The organism is Streptomyces sp. NPDC048257, assembly GCF_043201855.1.
Taxonomy (GTDB): domain Bacteria; phylum Actinomycetota; class Actinomycetes; order Streptomycetales; family Streptomycetaceae; genus Streptomyces.
Map to the genome: position 1 here is coordinate 127,554 of NZ_JBICZI010000011.1, position 18,191 is coordinate 145,744.

At 72.2% G+C, this 18,191-nt stretch carries 16 protein-coding genes; 7 read left to right on the plus strand and 9 right to left on the minus strand.

Going from position 1 to position 18,191, the window contains the following annotated elements; translation table 11 throughout:
* Nucleotides 1-3: 3 nt before the first annotated feature.
* Both ACGFZK_RS22315 and ACGFZK_RS22320 read right to left on the minus strand, forming a co-directional pair.
* Nucleotides 4-819: an SDR family NAD(P)-dependent oxidoreductase gene (locus tag ACGFZK_RS22315; protein WP_393850616.1), complete on the minus strand. Its 816-nt coding sequence runs from the start codon at nucleotides 817-819 to the stop codon at nucleotides 4-6.
* Complete coding sequence (locus ACGFZK_RS22320) at nucleotides 816-1,952, minus strand: LLM class flavin-dependent oxidoreductase (RefSeq protein WP_393850617.1); 1,137 nt, start codon at nucleotides 1,950-1,952, stop codon at nucleotides 816-818. The genes ACGFZK_RS22315 and ACGFZK_RS22320 overlap by 4 nt, the downstream gene beginning before the upstream one ends.
* 310 nt (nucleotides 1,953-2,262) lie before the next feature.
* Between ACGFZK_RS22320 and ACGFZK_RS22325 the strand changes: the two genes are divergently transcribed.
* A complete protein-coding gene (locus tag ACGFZK_RS22325) occupies nucleotides 2,263-3,717 on the plus strand; it encodes an amino acid permease (protein WP_393850618.1) in 1,455 nt (484 codons plus the stop codon).
* A 10-nt stretch (nucleotides 3,718-3,727) separates the two neighbouring features.
* Entirely contained in the window at nucleotides 3,728-4,183 is a 456-nt protein-coding gene (locus ACGFZK_RS22330; protein ID WP_393850619.1) for an Lrp/AsnC family transcriptional regulator, read from the plus strand.
* Nucleotides 4,184-4,213: 30 nt separating this feature from the next.
* Here ACGFZK_RS22330 and ACGFZK_RS22335 read toward each other — a convergent pair whose 3' ends face one another.
* Nucleotides 4,214-5,008: a GNAT family N-acetyltransferase gene (locus ACGFZK_RS22335; protein ID WP_393850620.1), complete on the minus strand. Its 795-nt coding sequence runs from the start codon at nucleotides 5,006-5,008 to the stop codon at nucleotides 4,214-4,216.
* Between the two features lie 162 nt (nucleotides 5,009-5,170).
* Here ACGFZK_RS22335 and ACGFZK_RS22340 point away from each other — a divergent pair, with 162 nt between their 5' ends.
* From ACGFZK_RS22340 to ACGFZK_RS22355, 4 genes are all read left to right on the plus strand, one after another.
* Complete coding sequence (locus ACGFZK_RS22340) at nucleotides 5,171-5,302, plus strand: cell envelope biogenesis protein OmpA (RefSeq protein ID WP_393850621.1); 132 nt, start codon at nucleotides 5,171-5,173, stop codon at nucleotides 5,300-5,302.
* Nucleotides 5,303-5,388: 86 nt separating this feature from the next.
* Entirely contained in the window at nucleotides 5,389-5,811 is a 423-nt protein-coding gene (locus ACGFZK_RS22345; RefSeq protein ID WP_393850622.1) for a hypothetical protein, read from the plus strand.
* A gap of 233 nt (nucleotides 5,812-6,044) precedes the next feature.
* Nucleotides 6,045-6,845 carry a carbon-nitrogen hydrolase family protein gene (locus ACGFZK_RS22350; RefSeq protein ID WP_393850623.1) on the plus strand — a complete coding sequence of 267 codons (801 nt, stop codon included), beginning with the start codon at nucleotides 6,045-6,047 and terminating at the stop codon, nucleotides 6,843-6,845.
* Nucleotides 6,846-6,887: 42 nt separating this feature from the next.
* Nucleotides 6,888-8,585 (plus strand): flavin monoamine oxidase family protein, encoded by a 1,698-nt coding sequence (locus ACGFZK_RS22355; protein WP_393850624.1) that lies wholly within the window; start codon nucleotides 6,888-6,890, stop codon nucleotides 8,583-8,585.
* A 99-nt stretch (nucleotides 8,586-8,684) separates the two neighbouring features.
* Here ACGFZK_RS22355 and ACGFZK_RS22360 read toward each other — a convergent pair whose 3' ends face one another.
* The 3 genes from ACGFZK_RS22360 to ACGFZK_RS22370 all read right to left on the minus strand — a co-directional run bounded on the left by ACGFZK_RS22360 (nucleotide 8,685) and on the right by ACGFZK_RS22370 (nucleotide 12,150).
* Nucleotides 8,685-9,326, minus strand: a complete 642-nt coding sequence (locus ACGFZK_RS22360; RefSeq protein WP_393850625.1) for a DUF5995 family protein — start codon at nucleotides 9,324-9,326, stop codon at nucleotides 8,685-8,687.
* A gap of 75 nt (nucleotides 9,327-9,401) precedes the next feature.
* Nucleotides 9,402-10,802 carry a uracil-xanthine permease family protein gene (locus tag ACGFZK_RS22365; RefSeq protein WP_393850626.1) on the minus strand — a complete coding sequence of 467 codons (1,401 nt, stop codon included), beginning with the start codon at nucleotides 10,800-10,802 and terminating at the stop codon, nucleotides 9,402-9,404.
* Between the two features lie 100 nt (nucleotides 10,803-10,902).
* Complete coding sequence (locus ACGFZK_RS22370) at nucleotides 10,903-12,150, minus strand: MFS transporter (protein ID WP_393850627.1); 1,248 nt, start codon at nucleotides 12,148-12,150, stop codon at nucleotides 10,903-10,905.
* A gap of 53 nt (nucleotides 12,151-12,203) precedes the next feature.
* Here ACGFZK_RS22370 and ACGFZK_RS22375 point away from each other — a divergent pair, with 53 nt between their 5' ends.
* Entirely contained in the window at nucleotides 12,204-13,355 is a 1,152-nt protein-coding gene (locus ACGFZK_RS22375) for an ROK family protein (RefSeq protein WP_393850628.1), read from the plus strand.
* A gap of 361 nt (nucleotides 13,356-13,716) precedes the next feature.
* On the opposite strand, the gene ACGFZK_RS22380 is transcribed toward ACGFZK_RS22375, so the two are convergent.
* From ACGFZK_RS22380 to ACGFZK_RS22390, 3 genes are all read right to left on the minus strand, one after another.
* Complete coding sequence (locus tag ACGFZK_RS22380) at nucleotides 13,717-14,475, minus strand: SDR family oxidoreductase (protein ID WP_393850629.1); 759 nt, start codon at nucleotides 14,473-14,475, stop codon at nucleotides 13,717-13,719.
* A gap of 53 nt (nucleotides 14,476-14,528) precedes the next feature.
* Nucleotides 14,529-15,428: an RNA polymerase sigma-70 factor gene (locus ACGFZK_RS22385; protein WP_393850630.1), complete on the minus strand. Its 900-nt coding sequence runs from the start codon at nucleotides 15,426-15,428 to the stop codon at nucleotides 14,529-14,531.
* A 129-nt stretch (nucleotides 15,429-15,557) separates the two neighbouring features.
* The gene (locus tag ACGFZK_RS22390; RefSeq protein WP_393850631.1) at nucleotides 15,558-17,921 is read right to left on the minus strand and encodes a chitinase C-terminal domain-containing protein; all 2,364 of its coding nucleotides are present in this window, start codon (nucleotides 17,919-17,921) and stop codon (nucleotides 15,558-15,560) included.
* Nucleotides 17,922-18,191: the final 270 nt, after the last annotated feature.

Here is an 18,191-nt window from a genome sequence, read left to right on the forward strand (position 1 = left end):
GTATCACTGGTCGCCTCCGATCGTCGGGTACGGGAACTTCACGCCGACCCCGCCATCCACCACGAGCGTCTGCCCCGTCACGTACGAGGACAGCGGCGAGGCGAGGAAATACAGGGCGGCCGCGATGTCCGCGGTCTCGGCGACCCGGCCCAGCGGGGCGTTCTCCGCGTTGCGCCGCCGCCCCTCGGTACCCAGCAGCGCGGCGACCCGCGGGGTCCACACCACCCCCGGTGCCACCGCGTTCACCCGTACCCCGCGCGGGCCCATTTCCACCGCCGCGGAGCGCACCAATGCCATCAGGGCGGCCTTGGCCGCCCCGTACGCGGCGTGCAGCGGGGCGGCGGTCAGCCCGGAGACGGAGGCCACGAAGACCAGCGGGCCGCCCCCGGCCGCGGCGACGGCCTCCCCGCCGTACTGGACGGCGAGCCAGGCGTGCCGCAGGACGACGTCGAAGTGCCAGTCCCAGCCGGCGTCGTCCAGCTCGGGCAGCCCCGCGTACCGGGCCATGCCGACGACGTCGACCACCCCGCCCAGCGGGCCGCCGAGCAGCCCCGGCGCCTCCGCGAACAGCTCGCGTACGGCCGCTCGGCCGGTCACGTCGCAGCGGTACGGGACGCCCCCGGTCTCGGCGGCGACGGCCGCGGCCCGGTCCCCGTCGACGTCCACGCACAGCACGCGGGCGCCGCCCGCGGCCAGTGCGTGGGCGCTCTGGCGCCCGATGCCGTTGCCGGCGCCGAGCAGGACCAGGCGCCGGCCGTCGAGACGGTGCAGGGCCGCGTAGTCCGGCACGGGCGAGGTGTCGAGCGGTTCGGCGCTCACCCGCGGGCCGCCCGGGGCTCGTCCCGGGGCACGTACCGGGCCAGCTCCGGAATGACTTCCTTGCCGAGGATCTCGATCGTCCGCAGGATCTCCCGGTGCTCCAGGTACCCCCACTGCACGTAGCAGATCAACTGGTCCACGCCGAGGTCCGCGTACCGCTTGGCCTTCGTGACGATCGTCTCGGCGTCCCCGATCAGGATCATGTCCCCCTCGCTGAACTCCCGTACGGGGACGTCCCCTTCGAGGATCGGGGTGAGCAGGGGGAAGGCCCGCTCGCGCTCCTCGGTCGCCAGGTGCGGGAGTTCCCACTCCAGCGTGAACCGCGCCAGGTTCGAGTACCACCAGGCCACCGAGTCCCACACCCGGGCGCCCGGCCGCGCGCCCGGCTCGGTGGCGTGGACGAGCGTGTAGGCGCTGACCCGGTCGGTCGTCACACCGGTGAGCGGGCGCGGGTCGCGGGCGGCCGCCCGGTACGCCGCCACCTGCCGGGCCATCGCCTCCAGCGGCTGCATGATCGAGAACGAGAGCAGCCCGAGCCCGGCGGCCCCCGCCACCTCCGCGGAGCCGGGGGAGGTGGCCGCCATCCAGGCGGGCGGATGCGGGTCCTGCACGGGCTTGGGGGTGACCATCCGGCGCGGGAAGCGGAACCGCTCGGAGGCGTACTCGAAGTACTCCTCGCGCCACATGCCGGTCACGATCCCGATGGCCTCGCGCCAGTCCTCCCGGGACCGCTCCCGGTCCACCCCGAAGGCCGCCTGCTCCATGGGCGTGGAGCGCCCGGTGCCCCACTCCACCCGGCCCCCGGACAGCACGTCCACGGTGGCGACCTTCTCCGCGATGCGCTGCGGCGGGGTGAAGCCGAAGGGGGTCAGGGTCACGCCGAAGCCGAGCCGGATCCGCTCGGTCAGGGCGGCGAGGTGCCCGAGGAGCACCTCGGGGGCCGGGCAGTGCGAGCGGCCCTCGCGGAAGTGGTGCTCGACCGCCCAGACCGTACGGAATCCCATCCGGTCGGCGAGCCGGATCTGCTCGACGGCCTCCCGGTAGGCCCGCTGCTCGGCGGTGCGCTGGCCGTGCGGATGGGCCCCGGGCCAGGGCCTCGGCACGTCGATCTCGTAGAGCACGTCCAGGTCCATGGCGGCACGCTGCGGCAGATCTGACGAAGTGTCAAGAAACGCGTTCGGAGGGGCCTGCGCAGTGATCGATCGTCTCTGCGCAACAAAGGACTGTCAGTGACGGATCCGCGCAACGATCGTGCGCCAATGTGCAAGGATGGTGCATTACGGGCGGTATCACTCAGCTCGTAGGCTCACTCGCTGTACGTGGAGTGGCGCGGACCGCCTGCTCGGCGGTCCCCCATGCCCAGGCTGGCTCCTGCCCGCCTGTCTGCTCCGGACCGCTGCGGTCGATGCCTTATCCCCACCCGCAGTGTCAAAGGAGTCATCCGTGCTCGAAACCGGCCAGGCGCCACCGCTCACGTCCGAGCCCAGTAGGCCCGTCCACCCGCTGATGCGCCGCAAGCCCGTCGAGCAGCTCGTCGCCGAGGGCGGCCAGGGCGAGGGCGGCTCGCTGCGCCGCTCGCTCACCATGTGGCAGCTGACGATGATCAGCATCGGCGCCACCCTGGGCACCGGAATCTTCGTCGTCCTCGGCACCGCGGCCCCCAAGGCCGGCCCCGCCGTGACGATCTCCTTCGTCATCGCGGGCCTGACCGCCCTGTTCTCGGCGCTCTCCTACGCGGAGCTGGCCGGCTCGGTCCCGGTCTCCGGGTCCTCGTACTCGTACTCCTACGCCACCATGGGCGAGCTCGTCGCCTGGATCTGCGGCTGGTGCCTGGTCCTCGAGTACGGCGTGTCCGTGGCGGCGGTCGCCGTCGGCTGGGGCGAGTACCTCAACGAACTGCTCGACGGGACGATAGGCGTCACCATCCCCGAAGGGGTCTCCGCACCCCTCGGCGACGGCGGCTTCATCAACCTGCCCGCACTGGTCGTGGTCCTGCTCGCGATGGTCTTCCTGATGCGCGGCGCCAAGGAGAGCGCCCGGGTCAACTCGATCATGGTCGGCGTGAAGATCGTCACCCTGCTGCTCTTCATCGGCATCGGCTTCATGGGCATCAAGGCCGGCAATTACGCCCCGCTCGCCCCGCTCGGCGTCACCGGCATCAGCGCCGCCGCCTCCACGCTCTTCTTCTCGTACATCGGCTTCGACGCCGCCTCCACCGCCGGTGAAGAGGCCAAGAACCCCAAGCGCGACCTGCCCCGCGCGATCATGCTCTCGCTGCTGATCGTCACCGTGCTGTACGTCCTCGTCGCCTTCGTCGCCGTCGGCGCCATGCCGTGGCAGGACTTCGAGGGCACCGAGGCCGCGCTCGCGCAGATCATGACCGACGTCTCCGGCCACACCTTCTGGGGCGTCGTTCTCGCCGCCGGTGCCGTCGTCGCCATCGCCTCCGTCGTCTTCGCCGTGCTCTACGGCCAGACCCGCATCCTCTTCGCCATGTCCCGCGACGGCCTCGTCCCCAAGGTCTTCGCCAAGGTCAACCCGAAGACCGGCGCCCCCCGCGCCAATGTGGTGATCGTCTCCCTCTTCTGCGGAGCCCTCGCCGCCTTCATCCCGCTCGGCAAGCTGGCCGACGCCACCAGCATCGGCACCCTCTTCGCCTTCGGCCTGGTCAACGTCGCCGTCATCATCCTGCGCAGGACCCGCCCGGACATGCCGCGCACCTTCAAGGTGGCGCTCTTCCCGATCACCCCGATCCTCGGCGTGATCGCCTGCGGCTACATGATGTTCAGCCTCGATACCGCCACGTGGATCGTTTTCGGTGGCTGGATGGCCGCTGGCCTCGTGTTCTACTTCCTGTACGGCATCCGCCGCTCCCGACTGGCCACAGCAGAGAAGTGATCCACCCGCAGTGCGACTGAACGATCTCGACGAACGCATCGTGCACGCCCTCGCCGAGGATGCCCGCCGTTCCTACGCGGACATCGGCTCCGAGGTCGGCCTCTCCGCCCCCGCCGTGAAGCGGCGCGTGGACCGGCTGCGCGCCGAAGGCGCCATCACCGGCTTCACCGTCCGGGTGGACCCGGCCGCCATGGGCTGGGAGACCGAGGGCTTCATCGAGATCTACTGCCGCCACAACACCTCGCCGGACGACATCCGGCGAGGGTTGGAGCGGTACCCCGAGGTGGTGGCCGCGTCGACCGTCACGGGCGACGCGGACGCCCTCGTCCAGATCTTCGCCTCCGACATGCGCCACTTCGAGCGGGTCCTGGAGCGCATCGCGGGCGAGCCCTTCGTGGAACGCACCAAGTCGGTGCTCGTCCTCTCCCCGCTGCTCCGCCGCTTCACCTCCGGCGCGCCTGCCTAAGGAGTGCTTGCCTAGGGGGTGCCCTGCCGGTCAGGCCGGGCTCGCGGTGCCTGATCCGGCCCGACCGACAAGACGCCCCGAGGGGGTGTCCCGCCGCGTTCCCGCCCGGCGGTCACGGCGCCCGGGGGTGCGCAGGCCCAGGAAGAGGGGGCTGCGGCGGAGGGTGAAGCCCATCGACCCGTAGAGCCGCACGGCCCCGGTGTTGGAGGCCGCCGCGTGCAGGAACGGGCTGTCCCCGCGCTCGCGGGCCGCCGCCGCGACCGCACGGACCAGCCGGCCGGCCAGGCCCCGGCCCCGGTGGTCCGGGTGCGTGCACACGGCGCTGATCTCCGACCAGCCCGCCGGCCGCATCCGCTCCCCGGCCATCGCGACCAGCCGGCCCCCGTGGCGGATCCCGAGGTACGTGCCCAGCTCGACGGTCCGGTCCAGGAACGGGCCCGGACGGGTCAGCCCCACCAGCTCCAGCATCTGGGCCACGTCGTCGCGGCCCAGCGCGACCGCCTCCGGCGCGGCCTCGGCCCGTACCGCCCGGCCGTCCAGCTGCACACCCGCAAGCTTCACCAGCGTCCGCCACCCCGGCGGCGGCGTCGGCAGCCCCGTCAGCCAGACCTCCTGCCCCGGCCCGGCCAGCGCGGCCAGATCCGCCCACGCCCGCGGGTCCTCGGCATCGGCGAGCGCCGAGAAGGGGGCCGCGTCCACGGCGTAGCGGGCCGCCAGACCCGCGGGCCCGAACTCGGCGAAACCGCCGTGCGGCCCGGTCAGCGCGGCCCAGACCGGATTGTCGAGTACTTCACTGCCGGACAGCGTGCCGGTCTCGGGGGACATGGGTGCGGGACTCCTTCCACGAGGCGACGGTGCCCGGTCGCGACCGCCTTCTTGACGGCCCCGGGCGCCGCCACGAGACTGCGGGGGACGGCCACGACGGACCGTGCCCGCCGCCGGAAGCCTAACCAGCTGCGGGCGCGGCGGACGAGGAGAGGATCGGGGGTGGGTGCGGTGGACACGGCCAGGACGGCGGACACGGACACGCAGGCCCAGACCCTCCGGCGCTGGTGGCTCACCCGGCGCCTGCACATCGACCTCCTGCGGGTGTGCAGCGCATTCGGCCCGCGCGGCTGACCCCTCTCACAGACGAGTGACCCGGACCGGGCGTGCGCACCGCGCCGCCCGGGGCCCACCGTGTTGTCCTCCACCCCAGGAGAGTCATGTCGCACACCGTCCTGCCCCGCACCGTCCTGCCCCGCACCGGCCCGGCCCCCGCCCCGCGCGGCCGCATCGGAACCGGCTTCTCACCCGTCCCGCACCGCTACCACCTCTACCTCTGCGCCGGCTGTCCCCGGTCCCTGCGGGTGACCGCCGCCCTCGACGAGCTGGGCCTGGCGCACTCGATCACCGCCACCGTCCTCGGTACGGACCTCCACGCGGCCGAGTACACCGCCCTGCGCCTGGCCTACGAGGCCACCGGCCACCACTTCGACGGAGCCCTGACCGTCCCGGCCCTCGTCGACACCTGGAGCGGCCGCGTCGTCTCCGACCACACCCCCGACATCATCGACGACCTGGGCTTCCTGGCCGCCCACCCGGCCTTCCGCACGGAGGCGCAGCAGGCCTCGCGGCAAGCCTCGTAGCAGGACGCGCAGGAGGGATCGGGGGAGGGTCCGGCAGGGGTCCGGCAGGGGTCCGGCAGGGGTCCGTGCAGGGTGAAGGAGGGGTCCGGAGGCGCCCGCGCAACGAATCGCCGCGCCGATAGTGGAACACGCAACGAATCGATGCGCGGAGCGCAACGCTCACGGCTTGTCCGGATCGAACGCGCAAACGTACCGTCTAATGACCCCCACCCCGTCTGTCACAGAGGTAGCCCATGCCCCCGCTGCGCACCGCCCTCCTCCAGAGCTCCGGCGTTCTCGGCGACACCGCCGAGAACCTCAAGGCGCTCGACGAGGCAGCGGCGCGCGCCGCACAGGGCGGGGCCGGGCTCCTCGTGACCTCGGAGATGTTCCTGACCGGCTACGCCCTGGACCTCCAGGACATCCCCGGCCTCGCCGAACCGGCCGACGGCGCCTGCGCCCGCGCCATCGGCGAGATCGCCCGCCGCCACGGGATCGCCGTCCTGTACGGCTACCCGGAGAGCGCGGACGGCGTCGTCTACAACGCCGCCCAGCTCATCGGCCCCGACGGTGCGGCGCTGGCGAACTACCGCAAGACCCACCTCTTCGGCTGCTTCGAACAGGACGCCTTCACCCCCGGCGACAACCCCGTCGTCCAGGCGGACCTCAACGGCCTCCGCATCGGCATCATGATCTGCTACGACGTGGAGTTCCCCGAGAACGTCCGGGCGCACGCGCTCGCCGGCACCGACCTCCTCCTGGTGCCGACCGCGCAGATGCACCCGTTCCAGTTCGTCGCCGAACAGCTGGTCCCCGTACGGGCCTTCGAGAACCAGATGTACATCGCGTACGTCAACCGCACCGGCCCGGAAGGCGAGTTCGAGTTCGTCGGACTCAGCTGCCTGGCGAGCCCCGACGGGGTCACCCGGACCCGGGCCGGACGCGGCGAGGAGCTGGTGTTCGGCGAGGCCGATCCCGAGCTGCTGTCGGCCTCGCGCGAGAACAACCCGTACCTGCGCGACCGCCGACCCGGGCTCTACGCCTCCCTCGTCTAAGCCCTCTCTTCCCCCAGCCCTGCCGCAAGGAGACGTACCCCCATGACGTCCACGGTGCCCACCACCGCCGTCCCGCACAGCGACGGACAGCCGCCGATCACCATGTTCGGTCCGGACTTCCCGTACGCGTACGACGACTTCCTCGCCCACCCGGCGGGCCTCGGCCAGATACCGGCGACCGAGCTCGGCACCGAGGTCGCCGTCATCGGCGGCGGGCTGTCCGGCATCATCTCCGCGTACGAGCTGATGAAGATGGGCCTCAAGCCCGTCGTCTACGAGGCCGACCAGATCGGCGGCCGCCTGCGCACCGTCGGCTTCGAGGGTGCCGGCACCGAGGAGCTCACCGCGGAGATGGGCGCCATGCGCTTCCCGCCGTCCTCCACGGCCCTGCAGCACTACATCGACCTCGTCGGTCTGGTCACGGAGCCCTTCCCGAACCCGCTGTCCGAGGCCACCCCCTCGACGGTCGTCGACCTCAAGGGCGAGACGCACTACGCCGAGACCATCGCCGACCTCCCGCAGGTCTACCGCGACGTCGCCGCCGCGTGGAACGCCTGCCTCGACGAGGGCGCCGACTTCTCCGACATGAACACCGCGATGCGCGAGCGGGACGTCCCGCGCATCCGCGAGATCTGGGCGAAGCTCGTCGAGAAGCTCGACGACGAGACCTTCTACGGGTTCCTCTGCAAGTCCGAGGCCTTCAAGTCCTTCCGCAAGCGCGAGATCTTCGGCCAGGTCGGCTTCGGCACGGGCGGCTGGGACACCGACTTCCCGAACTCCATCCTGGAGATCCTGCGCGTCGTCTACACCGAGGCCGACGACCACCACCGTGGCATCGTGGGCGGCTCGCAGCAGCTGCCGCTGCGCCTGTGGGAGCGCGAGCCGGAGAAGATCGTGCACTGGGCCCAGGGCACCTCCCTGTCCTCCCTGCACGACGGCACCCCGCGCCCGGCGGTCACCCGCCTGCACCGCACGGCCGGCAACCGCATCACGGTCACCGACTCCTCCGGCGACATCCGTACGTACCGGGCCGCGATCTTCACGGCCCAGTCCTGGATGCTGCTGTCGCAGATCGAGTGCGACGACACGCTCTTCCCGATCGACCACTGGACGGCGATCGAGCGCACCCACTACATGGAGTCGTCCAAGCTGTTCGTCCCCGTCGACCGGCCGTTCTGGCTCGACAAGGACGAGGAGACCGGCCGCGACGTCATGTCGATGACGCTGACCGACCGGATGACCCGCGGCACCTACCTGCTGGACAACGGTCCGGACAAGCCCGCCGTCATCTGCCTCTCGTACACCTGGTGCGACGACAGCCTCAAGTGGCTGCCGCTGTCCGCGAACGAGCGGATGGAGGTCATGCTGAAGTCCCTCGGCGAGATCTACCCCAAGGTCGACATCCGCCGCCACGTCATCGGCAACCCGGTCACCGTGTCCTGGGAGAACGAGCCCTACTTCATGGGCGCGTTCAAGGCCAACCTCCCGGGCCACTACCGCTACCAGCGCCGCCTGTTCACCCACTTCATGCAGGACCGCCTCCCCGAGGACAAGCGCGGCATCTTCCTCGCGGGCGACGACATCTCCTGGACGGCCGGCTGGGCCGAGGGCGCGGTCCAGACCGCCCTCAACGCCGTCTGGGGCGTCATGCACCACCTGGGCGGCTCCACGGACGCCACCAACCCGGGCCCGGGCGACCGCTACGACGACATCGCCCCGGTCGAACTCCCCGAGGACTGACCCTCCGGGCCCCACGGCCACGGGCCGTCCCCGCGCGGGCAGCGCGGGGACGGCCCGTTTTCCATGCCCGGCCCGACCGGAAAGACACCCCTGGGGGTGTCAGCCCCGCGGGGTCAGCAGGCAGCGGCCCACCAGGCCGACGCCCGAGTCGAGGGACGCGCGGAACTCCTCCGCCAGGTCGGGGGAGCGGCGCAGGGTCCACAGCAGGCGGGCCGCCGCCCAGGCGCCGGTGCGGGCGCGTTCCAGGCTCCACGAGCCGATCAGGTGGGTCAGCGGGTCGGCGATCTCCAGGAGGTCGGGACCCGGCATCAGGTCCTCCCGAATGTGCTCCTCCAGGGCGACCAGGGTGTCGCCGACCCGGTCGAAGTCGGCCTCGAGGGCGGCCGGTTCGCATTCCAGGGCCCGGCAGGTGGACACCACCGCGACCGCCAGGTCATGGCCGATGTGCGCGTTGATCCCGGCCAGCGCGTGCTGGAGAGGACGGACACCGGGGTGGCGGCGGTACTGCAGCAGCGGCCGCCAGCAGGCCGGGGCCCGGTCCGCCTCCACCGCCGTCAGGTACCGCTCCGCGAACCGCACGCTGAGGGTCTGCGCCCGGCGGGGCGCCGGGAACGCCCCGTGCTCGATCCGCCGGTGCAGGGTCTCCGTCACCGTCAGGTAGACCCGGTTGAAGACGGCGACGCCGTCCTGCGGCGGGAGCCGCTCCTCCAGGGCGCGCATCCGCGCCAGCACCGCTTCCATGGGGGCAGAGTCGCAGGCGCCGGCGCGGATCCGGGGAACTTGGCCGTACGCTTCCCCGGTTCGGGCGAAACCCCGTCAACGGGGCTTGTCCTCAGCCTCCCCGGAGCCGTCGCCGTCGTAGGCGGAGGTGCCGGCGTCGAGCAGGGGCTCCTGCTTGAGGTGCGCGGGCGCGAGGAACCGCAGCGCGTGGTAGCCGGTGATCACCACGATCGTGCCCAGCGCGATGCCGCCCAGCTCGAATGTGTCGGTGATCTGCAGCGTCACACCGCCGATGCCGATGATGATGCCCGCCGCGGCCGGCACCAGGTTCAGCGGATTGCGCAGGTCCACCCGGCCGGTGATCCAGATCTGGGCGCCGAGCAGGCCGATCATGCCGTAGAGGATGACGGTGATGCCGCCGAGCACCCCGCCCGGGATCGCGGCGACGATCGCGCCGAACTTGGGGCACAGCCCGAAGAGCAGCGCGAAGCCCGCGGCCGCCCAGTAGGCCGCCGTGGAGTAGACCCGGGTGGCCGCCATGACACCGATGTTCTCGGAGTAGGTGGTGTTCGGCGGGCCGCCGACCGCCGTGGAGAGCATGGACGCGGCGCCGTCCGCCGCGATGGCCGTACCCAGCTTGTCGTCGAGCGGATCGCCCGTCATCTCGCCCACGGCCTTGATGTGCCCCGCGTTCTCCGCGATCAGCGCGATCACCACGGGCAGGGCGATCAGGATCGCCGACCACTCGAAGGCCGGCGCATGGAAGGACGGAAGCCCGATCCAGTCCGCCTTGCCGACACCGGAGAGGTCCAGACGCCAGTGGTCGACGGCCTCCGGGCCGCCCGCCGGGGAGTGGATCATCCCGAAGACGAGGTCGAAGATCCAGGAGATCCCGTACCCGAAGAGCAGCCCCAGGAAGATCGCGATCCTCGACCAGAAGCCCCGGAAACAGACCACGGCCGTGCCGGTGAAAGCCATCGTCAGCAGCGCCGTCCACTGGTCCTGCGGCCAGTACGTCGAAGCCGTCACCGGCGCCAGGTTGAAGCCGATCAGCATCACCACCGCGCCCGTCACCACCGGCGGCATCGCCGCGTGGATGATGCGCGCGCCGAAGCGCTGCACGGCCAGACCGGCCAGGAACAGCGCCACGCCGACGACGAAGACCGCGCCCGTGACCACCGCGCTGTCCCCGCCCGAGGCCCGGATCGCCGCCGCGACACCCACGAAGGACAGCGAGCAGCCCAGGTACGAGGGGACGCGGCCGCGCGTCGCGAGGAGGAAGATCACCGTCGCGACGCCGGACATCATGATGGCCAGGTTCGGGTCCAGCCCCATCAGGACCGGGGCGACGAAGCTCGCGCCGAACATCGCAACGACGTGCTGGGCGCCCAGCCCGGCGGTTCGCGGCCACGACAGCCGCTCCTCCGGCCGGACCACCGCGCCGGGGGCGGGAGTCCGCCCGTCTCCGTGCAGGGTCCAGCCCACGCCGAGGCCCATGTTCCACTCCTCTACTCCGGATGTCGCAGCTCTCTTTTCGGCTGCTCACACGTCGAGGCCGCAGCGCACGGGATCCGTGCCGCTGCGGCCGGTCGACATATTACGGCCGGGTTTGGGCAGCTTCGTCGAGTCCGGCGGGACCGCTCTTCGCGTTGCCCCCGCCGGGACCGCCCCCAGCCTGCCCCACCGGCGTACCCCGGCGCAGTACCGAGGCACCCGCGATCAGTGCGGACGCCAGCAGGGTGACCAGCCCGAAGGACACCACCAGCGAGGTCGCATCCGCCACCGCGCCGATCGCCGACGGCGCGATCAGCCCCGAGGTGTACGTGATCGTCGCGACACCGGCGATGGCCTGCGCCGGGGCCGGCCCGCTGCGCCCCGCCGCCGCGAAGGCCAGCGGAACCACCACCGCGATACCAAGCCCGATCAGCCCGAATCCGGCCAGCGCACCGGCCGGATGCCGGACCCCGACCACGAGCAGCCCGCCCACCGTGGCCAGTACCCCGCCCGCCCGGACCGTGCGCACCGCGCCGAAGCGGTCCACCACCCGGTCCCCGACCAGCCGGGCCACGGCCATGGTCAGCGCGAAGGCGGTGGTCGAGGCGGCCGCCAGACCGGCGTCGGTGTTCAGCACGTCCCGGAGGTAGACCGCCGACCAGTCCAGGCTCGCGCCCTCGGCGAAGACCGCGCAGAACCCGACGGCCCCGATCAGCAGCGCCGACTTCGGAGGCAGCGCGAAGTGTGGCGGAGCCTCCGCCTCCTGATCGCTCCTCAGGTCCAGCACACCCTGTACGGCGATCAGCCCGGCCGCCGTGAGCACCAGCGCGGCGACCAGGTGGTGCAGCCGGGCGTCGACCCCGGTGTGCGCGGCGACGGTGCCCGCGGCCGAACCGACCAGGGCGCCCACGCTCCACATGCCGTGCAGCGAGGACATGACGGAGCGGCCCAGCCGGTTCTCCGTCTCCACGCCCAGCGCGTTCATCGCCACGTCCGACATGCCGGCGGTGGCTCCGTAGACGAAGAGCACGCAGCAGAGGGCGGGCAGGTTCGGGGCGAGGCTCGGCAGGATCAGCGAGAGGGTCCACAGCGAGAGCAGCACCCGCAGCGCGGTGCGGGCGCCGAGCCAGTGGTTGATCCGGCCGGCCAGTGGCATCGCGAGGGCCGCGCCCAAGGCGGGGGCGGCCAGGGCCAGACCCAGGGTGCCCGCGCTGAGCTGGGCGTGCTCCTGGATCCAGGGGATCCGGGTCGCGAAGGAACCGGTGACGGCGCCGTGGACGCAGAACACGGCGGCGATGGCGTAGCGGGCATGGCGCAGGCGCGCCGGGCTGAGGTCGGTGTCCCCGGTCATGACATTAAACTATCAGGGACCCTGCCTGATAGATAATGGTCCCGACTCCTAGGATGGGCGCCGTGACTCCTGCCCGCACCCCGGTACCGTCCCCCGCCTCGCCCAGCACGGCCCGGGCCATCAACGACCGCCTCGCCCTGCAACTCCTTCAGGAATCCGGGCCACTGACGGCCACCCAGCTCAAAACCATGACCGGCCTCTCCCGCCCCTCGGTCGCCGACCTCGTCGACCGGCTCACCGAAGCCGGGCTCGTCGAGGTCGCCGGCGAATCCGGCGAACAGCGCCGCGGCCCCAACGCCAAGCTCTACGGGATCGTCGCCGACCGCGCCCACCTGGCCGCCCTCGACGTGCGCACCGACCGGGTCACCGCCGTCGTCACCGACCTCCTCGGCCGCCCCCTCGCCGAAGCCGCCCTGCCCGTCGGCGCCCCCGAGGACGCGGTGGCGGCCCTGCTGCGCACCGGCCACGAGGCAGGAGCCGCCGCGCTGCACACCGTCGTCATAGGCGCCCCGGGCCTGGTCGCCCCGGCCACCGGCGAACTCCGCGACACCAGCGGCCTGCCGGCCTGGCACCGGGACCTGGTCAGTGCCCTGCAGCGGAGCCTGCCCGCCGTGGTCGTGGTGGAGAACGAGACCAACCTGGCCGCTCTCGCCGAGCAGCGCCTGGGCGTGGCCCGCGACCTGGACTCCTTCGTCCTGCTGTGGCTCGGCGCGGGCGTGGGCGCGGCCGTGGTCCTGGACGGCCGGCTGCGCCGGGGGGCCTCCGGCGGAGCCGGCGAGATCGGCTTCCTCCCGGTGCCGGGCACCGGCGGCCTGCCATCGGCCGCGGACTGCGGGGGCGGGTTCCATGCCTTGGCGGGCCGCGAGGCCGTGACCGCGCTGGCGCGCGCACACGGCTTCACGGGCCCCGCCGAGGAGGCGGTGGCCGGGGCCGCGGGGGAGGCGTTCCTCGAGGCCCTGGCCGAACGGCTCGCGCTGGGCGCGGCGGCGGCCGCGGCCATCCTGGACCCGGGCTGCGTGGTGCTGGCGGGCGAACTGGGCCGCGCAGGCGGCCCCGCCCTGGCGGCCAGGGTCGCCCACCGACTGGCGAAACTGACCCCGGTCCCGACGGAGATCCGCGCAACGACCCTGGGCGACCCGGCGGTCCTGGCGGGAGCGAAGCTGGCGGCGCGGGAGGCAGCGCAGGCGGCGCTGTTCGGGGGGTAGGGCGGGCTCCGGGGGTGGGGGCGGCGGGAGCGGGCCGGTCGGGGCGGTGACGTGGGGCGGGGGCTCCGGTGGGCGGGAGTTGCTCGGGCGGGGGCGGGCGGCGCGGCGGCGCGGCGGGGGTCCGGGGCGGCGGGAGCCGGGGGGGGGGGGGGGGGGGGGGGGGGGGGGGGGGGGGGCGGCGCGGGGGCCCCCCCCCCCCCCCCCGCCCCCCCCCGGGCGCGGCGGGGGGGGGGGGGGGGGGGGGGGGGGGGGGGGGGCGGCCCCCCCCCCGCCCCCCCCCCACCCCCCCCCCCCCCCCCCCCCCCCCCCCCCCCCCCCCCCCCCGCCCCCGCCCCCGCCCCCGACCGCCCCGGCCCCGGCCTCACCGCCCCCGACCCGCCGCGAATTCCTCGAACGTGATGCGGCCCACCGCGTGGGACGGGGTCAGGTTGCCGCCCCGTTTGAAGGCCGCGTAGGCCTTGCCCGCCAAGGGGAAGGCAAGCACCCGGCGGGGGCGGCCCGTTGCCGCCAGGTAGGTGCGGGCCAGGTCCGGCAGGGTGTGGATCTCCGGGCCGCCCATGTCCGTGACCCGCCCCGACGGGGTCGGGACCGCCAGCTGGGCCAGGCGGTCGGCGACCTCCGCGACGGCGATCGGCTGCACCCGCACCCCGCCGGGCACCGGCACCGGTACGAGCGGCAGCTTCGCCACCACGTCCACCAGCTGCGCCACCAGGTCGTGGAACTGCGTCGTGCGCAGGATGGTCACGCCCAGCCCGGACGCCTCCAGCAGCCGCTCCACCTGGAGCTTCTTCCGGTAGTAGCCGAACGGCACCACGTCCACCCCGACGATCGAGATGTAGACGATGTTGGTGACGGTCCCCGCCCGCCGGGCCGCGTCGATGAGGTTCCGGGTGGTGAGGTCGTCGTCCTTGCCTCCTCCCCGCGTGTTGCTCGCGCAGTGCACGACGACCTCCGCGCCCGCCATCGCCGCGTCCAGCCCGCTGCCGTCCTTCAGGTCGACCGGGTAGTCCGGGGCGTGCCGGCTCAGTGCGCGGACCTCGTGGCCCGCGTTCCGCCGCAGCCGTTCGACGACCTGCACGCCGAGGGTGCCGGTGCCTCCGGTGACGAGGATGGTGCTCATGGGGTCCGCCTTTCGCCGATGTGGTTCCTTCAGCAGCGGAGACCGGACAGCTCTCAGGAATGTGACAGCTGGCGCTGGAGGTATTCCAGCTTCTCCGGGTTGAGTACCGTGCTGAGGCCGCTGACCAGCCCGTTCTCGAATTCCACCAGAAGAACGGCCTCCTCGCCGAACAGCAAGGCGGGCGATCCGTTGATCTCCGCGAAGCTGACCGCCAGGTCCCCGGCGTACTTCTTGAGCAACCCGATCGTGAACCGGGCCACCTTGTCCCGCCCCAGGACCGGCCGCAGCGCCGCCCTGACCACGCCGCCGCCGTCCGACACGAAGCGGACGTCGGCTGTCAGCAGTCCCTCCAGCCGGGCCAGGTCCCCGCCGCGCGCCGCCGTCATGAAGGTTTCCACGAGGCTCTGCCACCGTTCGGGGTCCGGCGGGAGGCGCCGCTCGGGCTCGGCCGCCCGTTCGGCGGCCACCCGGCCCGCCGCGCGCCGGTAGAGCTGCCGGCAGTTCGCCTCGGTGAGGTCCAGCACTGCGGCGATCTCCCGGTGGCTGTAGGCGAAGGCCTCGCGCAGGACGTAGACGGCCCGCTCGACCGGGGTGAGCTGCTCCAGCAGCACCAGCAGGGCCATGGACACGCTGTCCCGCTGCTCCGCGGACTCCAGCGGGCCGAGTGCGCCGTCCCCGGTGAGGACGGGTTCCGGGAGCCAGGGGCCGACGTACTCCTCGCGCCGGACCCGCGCCGAGGTGAGGGTGTTGAGACACAGGTTCGTGACGACCTTGGCGAGCCAGGCTCCCGGGTGCTCGATGTCCTCGCGGTCCGCGGACACCCAGCGCAGGTACGCGTCCTGCACGGTGTCCTCGGCCTCCGCGGCGCTGCCGAGCATGCGGTAGGCGATGCCGAACATCCGGGCACGGTTTTCCTCGAAGTCCGCGTCGGACGCGGTGACGTGTGTGATCACCTCAGCAGCGTACGAGGCCGGGTGCGCGCGGACGTGCGAGGACCCGGTGGCCGCCGGGCCACCGGGTCCTCACGCCCACTCAGGGATCAGGGATCAGGTCAGGGATCAGGGATTTCGGGGCGCAGGGGGTCAGCAGGCGCCCTCGTCCTTCCAGACGCCCCAGTCACCGGTGGTGCCGGGCTCTTCGTTCTGCGTCCACCACTGGGCCTTCCAGTTGCGGCCCTTGTGCGAGACGAGGTTGCCGCTGTTGTAGACGGTGCCCGCCGCGTACGCCGGGTTGGTGCAGGTCCCGCCCGGGGGCGTGGTCGGCGGGGTCGTGGGGGGAGTGGTGGGCGGGGTGGTCGGGGGAGCGGTGGGGGGCTGGGTGCCGCCGCCGGGCTGGACGGGCGTGGTGCCGCGGGCCAGGTCCCCGGCGAGGGCGTAGGTGGTGCCGGAGATGTTCACCGTCCAGTTGGAGGGGGTGGACACCGGCAGGTAGTAGTTGAACGCCAGGTCGACGGAGGCGCCGGGGGCCAGGGTCTGCCAGGCCGGGAGCTTCAGGGAGACCCGCTGGAAGTCGCCCTTCAGGCCGCCGACGTTGGTGCCGGTGTGGCCGCTGCTGATCACCGTCGTGCCGAAGCCGGACTGGTCGGAGGCGTTGTTCGGGGCCGAGGTGCCGTAGTCGAACCGGAACTCGGTGCCGCCGGGCAGGGTGGCGTTCGTGTTGTTGGTGATCTTCAGCTTCGGGGTGAGGGGGTAGTTGGAGTCGCCCAGCTTGAACTCGGTGAACTCCGTCCTGATGTCCACGGCCTGGGTCGGCAGCGCGGTCGCGCCCGCCTTCTTCGCGCCGTAGGGGGAGGCCGACTTGAACTTCTGGTACATCGTGTCGGTGAGCGTGTCGCCCATCTCGTACTGGCCCTTGGCCGCGTTGTACGAGTAGTCGCCCGCGAGCTCCCAGACCATCGTGCCGCCGATGCCCTTGTTCACCACGTAGTCGGCCTTGGCGGCCACCGACTGCTCGTCCTCGGTGGAGAGGAAGACCTTCTTCTGCGCGTTCCACAGCCACGGCGCCACCAGGGTGGAGTCGTACTTGCGGACGTAGGTGCCGGTCAGCGTGGTGTTCGCCGGGAAGCCGTACGTGGTGACGTAGTCGCCGACCACGCCCTTCTCCAGGTTCTTGGCGTGCCACATCGGGTTGGAGCCCGCCGGGGACTCGACCCCGTTGGTGTCCTTGTCGTGCCACAGGTTGTCGATGCCGACCGCGCCGTCGCCGCACTTGGTCAGGCCCGCGCCGGCCGGGCAGGTGGTGGCGGGAGCCTTGCCCCACAGGCCGTCGGTGCCGCCCTGCACGTTCTTGAAGCCGCGGGTGTAGTAGGGCAGGCCGATGTTGATGCGGCCGCCCGGCATGGAGCCGCGGAAGTAGTGGTAGGCCCAGTCGGTGTTGAGGTAGCCGATGCCGCCGTACTGGGAGGTGGAGTAGACGCCGGCGGCGGCGAGTTCGCCGTCCTTGCCGTCGTCGAAGAGCGAGGCGTTGGGGCCGACGTACTCGTTCCAGGCGCCGTGCAGGTCGTAGGACATGATGTTGACGTAGTCCAGGTACTTCTGGACCTGGAACGTCTCCATGCCCCGCAGCAGGTAGCCGGAGGAGGGGGCGGCGACGGAGAGCAGGTAGTGCTTGCCGTCGGCGGCGCCCGCGCGGTCGAGCTTCTCGCGCAGGGACTTCATCAGGGCCGCGTAGCCCTGGACCAGGCCGGCGCGGCGGGCGTTGGCCAGCTGCCAGTCCAGCGGGTTGCCGGCGTCCTTCATGGTGGTCGGGTACTCGTAGTCGATGTCGACGCCGTTGAACCCGTACTTGCGGATGAACTCGACCGAGGAGTCGGCGAAGGTGTCGATGCCGGCCTGGTTGACGGAGCCGTCCGCGTTGGTGGCCATCGAGTAGAAGCCGCCGGAGGCGACCCGGTTGCCGTCGTCGCCGAAGTGGCCGCCGGTCTCCGCCCAGCCGCCGACCGAGATCAGCGTCTTGACGCCCGGGTACTGCTTCTTGAACTTCGTCAGCTGGTTGAAGTGGCCCTTGTAGGGGAGGGCCGGGTCCATCTCGGCGCCCGCGACGCCGGGCCAGGTCATCCCGGTGGCGGCGTTGTTCACGTTGTCCGAGCCGACGGAGATCTTGTTGTCGGCGCCCACGTGGGCGAAGGCGTAGTTCAGGTGGGTGACCTTGGCCCACGGGATGTTGTTGGCGAGGTAGGCGGGGGTGCCGTCCTTGCCGGTGCGCCAGCCGGTGAAATATCCGATGACGCGGCGCTGGTGGTCGGCGCCCATCTTCTCGCGGCCTTCGGAGTCGTAGACCGAGCAGTACGGGACGTCGACACCGGCGGTCTTGTACAGCCCGTCGGGGCGACAGCTCTCGTTGTCGGCCGCGTGCGAGACGCCCGCCGAGAGCCCGCCCACCAGGAGTCCGGCGATTGCGGCGCCGGATGCCAGGAGCAGTGCTCTCGTACGTGTGGGGGACGGCATTGTGCCTCCTGGGGAGGGGAGGATGCAGGACACAACTGGACACAACATCAGGCAACAGGAGTGGTGCAGAAGCGTGTTGGCCCGTGACGTGCGCACATCTGACGGGCTGTTCCCGGGGAGATGAAGGGAACGTTAAGAGGACTAGACCACCCCGTCAATAGGTCTGGACCAACGTCGTCCCACTTGACAAAGTCCGCACCGGTACCGACCCTCCTGTGAGCCAGGCCACACCGCATCGCCTGCATGGCGGCGGATCACCCGTGGCAAACT

What these genes read in the sequence shown, in the direction of transcription:
- ACGFZK_RS22390 (WP_393850631.1), bottom strand. Translation starts at nt 17,921, where the DNA reads ATGCCGTCCCCCACACGTACGAGAGCACTGCTCCTGGCATCCGGCGCC.
- ACGFZK_RS22355 (WP_393850624.1), top strand. Translation starts at nt 6,888, where the DNA reads ATGACGTCCACGGTGCCCACCACCGCCGTCCCGCACAGCGACGGACAG.
- ACGFZK_RS22345 (WP_393850622.1), top strand. Translation starts at nt 5,389, where the DNA reads ATGTCGCACACCGTCCTGCCCCGCACCGTCCTGCCCCGCACCGGCCCG.
- ACGFZK_RS22365 (WP_393850626.1), bottom strand. Translation starts at nt 10,802, where the DNA reads ATGGGCCTCGGCGTGGGCTGGACCCTGCACGGAGACGGGCGGACTCCC.
- ACGFZK_RS22335 (WP_393850620.1), bottom strand. Translation starts at nt 5,008, where the DNA reads ATGTCCCCCGAGACCGGCACGCTGTCCGGCAGTGAAGTACTCGACAAT.
- ACGFZK_RS22375 (WP_393850628.1), top strand. Translation starts at nt 12,204, where the DNA reads ATGGGCGCCGTGACTCCTGCCCGCACCCCGGTACCGTCCCCCGCCTCG.
- ACGFZK_RS22320 (WP_393850617.1), bottom strand. Translation starts at nt 1,952, where the DNA reads ATGGACCTGGACGTGCTCTACGAGATCGACGTGCCGAGGCCCTGGCCC.
- ACGFZK_RS22360 (WP_393850625.1), bottom strand. Translation starts at nt 9,326, where the DNA reads ATGGAAGCGGTGCTGGCGCGGATGCGCGCCCTGGAGGAGCGGCTCCCG.
- ACGFZK_RS22350 (WP_393850623.1), top strand. Translation starts at nt 6,045, where the DNA reads ATGCCCCCGCTGCGCACCGCCCTCCTCCAGAGCTCCGGCGTTCTCGGC.
- ACGFZK_RS22380 (WP_393850629.1), bottom strand. Translation starts at nt 14,475, where the DNA reads ATGAGCACCATCCTCGTCACCGGAGGCACCGGCACCCTCGGCGTGCAG.
- ACGFZK_RS22370 (WP_393850627.1), bottom strand. Translation starts at nt 12,150, where the DNA reads ATGACCGGGGACACCGACCTCAGCCCGGCGCGCCTGCGCCATGCCCGC.